We start from the raw sequence: 2522 nt of genomic DNA, 5'->3' as shown, positions 1-2522 counted from the left end.
TAATCGGTCAGCTGCTGCGCAAGCTCCTGTGCGCGGTCCAGCTCACCCGACATGATCAGCGCCGTCGTCTGGCCGAACCCGCTTGTGAAGCGAAGGAGCCCGGGATGTTGCGCCTCCATCGCGCGGTCGGCGAGTGCGTCCACCTCGGCGAAACGGCCCATCCGCGCGCAACTGAGCGCCGCGGCCGCCGCTGACCAACCGACGGCGGTGTCGTCGGCTTCCGGCGAGGCCAGCACGTCCTCGGCGATCTCCATCGCCCGGCCGGGACGGCCTGCGTTCATCGCGAAGGTGGCCGACAGCGCGTCCACCGTCGTCCGCGCCGCTGCCGATGTGACGCGGCCGCGAGTGGTCTGCAGAAAGGCCGTCGCCCGCTCAGGCTCCGACAGCATCCAGAACTGGTTGGCCGCCCGCGGCAACGCCCACGCCATCAGCTCCGCGTCCGACAGTGACGTCGCGTCGACGGCGGCCAGGACCTCGTCGGCCTCCCTGCCGCGGCCCTGCCACGCCAGTGCCTGGGCCAGGGTCAGCCGCGCGTCCAGGTCGGGGTCGCGCGCCAGCACCGCCTCGCCGAGGCGTTCGCTCAACTCCAGGTCGCCGAGCCGAAGCGCATCGGCGGCGGCGGCCACCACGACGGACACCGGTTGCGGGTTGTCGCTATCGAGCGCAAACACCGCCAACCGCAGCCGGTCGACGCAGTCCCGGGGGCGCCGGGCTGAGAGCGTTTCATACACGGCGGTCCGCCGCGCACGCAGCTCGTCTGCGGACATCAGGGTGCGCGCCGCATCGACGTAGAGCGGGTGCGCCGCGAGCGCCGTGTCGTCGACGACGGTGATCGAGTCGGCAGCCTGCGCAGCCTGCACCGCGTCGCTGCCGGCCACTGCAGACAGGTCGGCCAGCGGCATCGGATCGGCGACGGCCAAGAACTCCAGCGCGGCGCGGGCGTCGGCCGAAAGCTGCGCAACGAACTCCCGCACCGAGTCGTTCAGCCGCTTGCGGTCCACGCTCGGCGCGTCGAGCTCGATCCGCGGCAGCACATTGTCGAGCTGCAGCGCGGTGATCGCATCGGGCGCGCCCTCGTCGGGATCCACGGTGACGATCAACCGCACCGCTCCGCTGACCGCCAGTTGATACACCAGCGTGGCGGACAGGTGGTCGAGCAGGTGCGCGTCGTCGACGACCAACAGCGTGCCGTCGGCTACGGACTCGCGGGCCGCCCGAAGCACCGCCGCGGTCTTGCCGTCGTCGGGTACCTCGATGAGGTCGCGTACCGCAGCAAACGGGACGGCGCGGTCGGACACGGTCCCCGTCACCCAGACCGCCCCGCCCAGCCGTTCGACGGCCGCGCGGGCCACCGTCGTCTTGCCCCCTCCGACAGGCGCGATGATCACCGCCCCGCCGCGGTCCGCAACCGCCGATTCGACATGCTCGGCTGACGGCTCGGGAGGCACGGTCTTCCAGTCGACGGGCACCCGCCGGAGTTTAGGGTGTGGCCGCGGCGGCCGTGCCGTACTCGTCTACGTTGACGGTGTGTCACCCGATCCCGACTCCGAATGGGCCGTCTGTGTCTACTGCGCGTCGGGCCCAACACATCCCGAACTGCTCGAGCTCGCAGCCCGGGTCGGCGGCGCCGTCGCCGCGCGCGGCTGGACCTTGGTGTCGGGCGGGGGAAACGTCTCGGCGATGGGCGCGGTGGCCACCGGGGCACGGGCGAGCGGCGGCCGCACCGTCGGGGTGATCCCCAAGGCGCTGGTGCACCGCGAGCTCGCCGACGTCGACGCCGACGAACTCGTCATCACCGAGACGATGCGGGAACGCAAGCAGGTGATGGAGGACCGGGCCGACGCGTTCATCGCGCTGCCCGGCGGTATCGGCACGCTCGAGGAGTTCTTCGAAGCGTGGACAGCCGGCTATCTGGGTATGCACGACAAGCCGGTGGTGATGCTCGACCCGTTCGGGCATTACGCCGGCTTGCTCGCCTGGTTGAACGGACTCACCGACAGTGGGTACGTCAGCCAGAACGCGCTGGACAGGCTCGTGGTGGTGGACGACGTCGACGATGCGCTGGATGCCTGTGCACCGGCCAGGTGATGGCGGTCACCTTGAGGGATTTAGGGTGTCGGCAGACGACTCGGAGGGGGATCGCCACATGACAGACGAGAAATCGGGGACTCGCAGCAGCGTCGGGCTGCTCGACATCGCCAGCAGGGTACCCGGCCTGATCGCCGATGCGCCGACCATCGTGCGCGGCGTGATCACCGGCTTCGGGGCTCGCCCTTCGGCCAAGACCTCCATCGGCAAGGTGTTCCAGGTCCGCGCGGCGCAGAACGCCGACAAGGTGTTCCTCAAGTTCGAGGATCAGGAGCTCACCTACAAAGAGGCCAATAAGACCGTCAATCGCTATGCCGCGGTGCTGGCAGCGCGCGGGGTGGGCAAGGGCGACGTGGTGGGCATCATGCTTCCCAACTCACCCGACCCGGTGCTGCTGATGTTGGCAGCGGTCAAGTGCGGCGCGATCTCCGGGA

General features: G+C 70.0%; 3 protein-coding genes. 2 read left to right on the top strand and 1 reads right to left on the bottom strand.

What is annotated here, in order from left to right; genetic code table 11:
* Positions 1-1469, bottom strand: a 1469-nt coding sequence (locus QOJ24_RS20720; protein WP_526264646.1) for an AAA family ATPase, incomplete at its 3' end; no start/stop codon positions are given.
* Between the two features lie 58 nt (positions 1470-1527).
* Here QOJ24_RS20720 and log point away from each other — a divergent pair.
* Positions 1528-2088, top strand: a complete 561-nt coding sequence (gene log, locus QOJ24_RS20715) for a cytokinin riboside 5'-monophosphate phosphoribohydrolase (RefSeq protein WP_526264644.1) — start codon at positions 1528-1530, stop codon at positions 2086-2088.
* Between the two features lie 58 nt (positions 2089-2146).
* Positions 2147-2522 (top strand): AMP-binding protein (locus QOJ24_RS20710; RefSeq protein WP_526264642.1); only part of this gene is annotated, 376 nt, incomplete at its 3' end.

This window comes from Mycobacterium sp. (assembly GCF_032159775.1).
Lineage (GTDB): Bacteria > Actinomycetota > Actinomycetes > Mycobacteriales > Mycobacteriaceae > Mycobacterium.
Note: the sequence above shows the minus strand (reverse complement) of the source record. Positions and strands in the feature narration are given on the sequence as shown.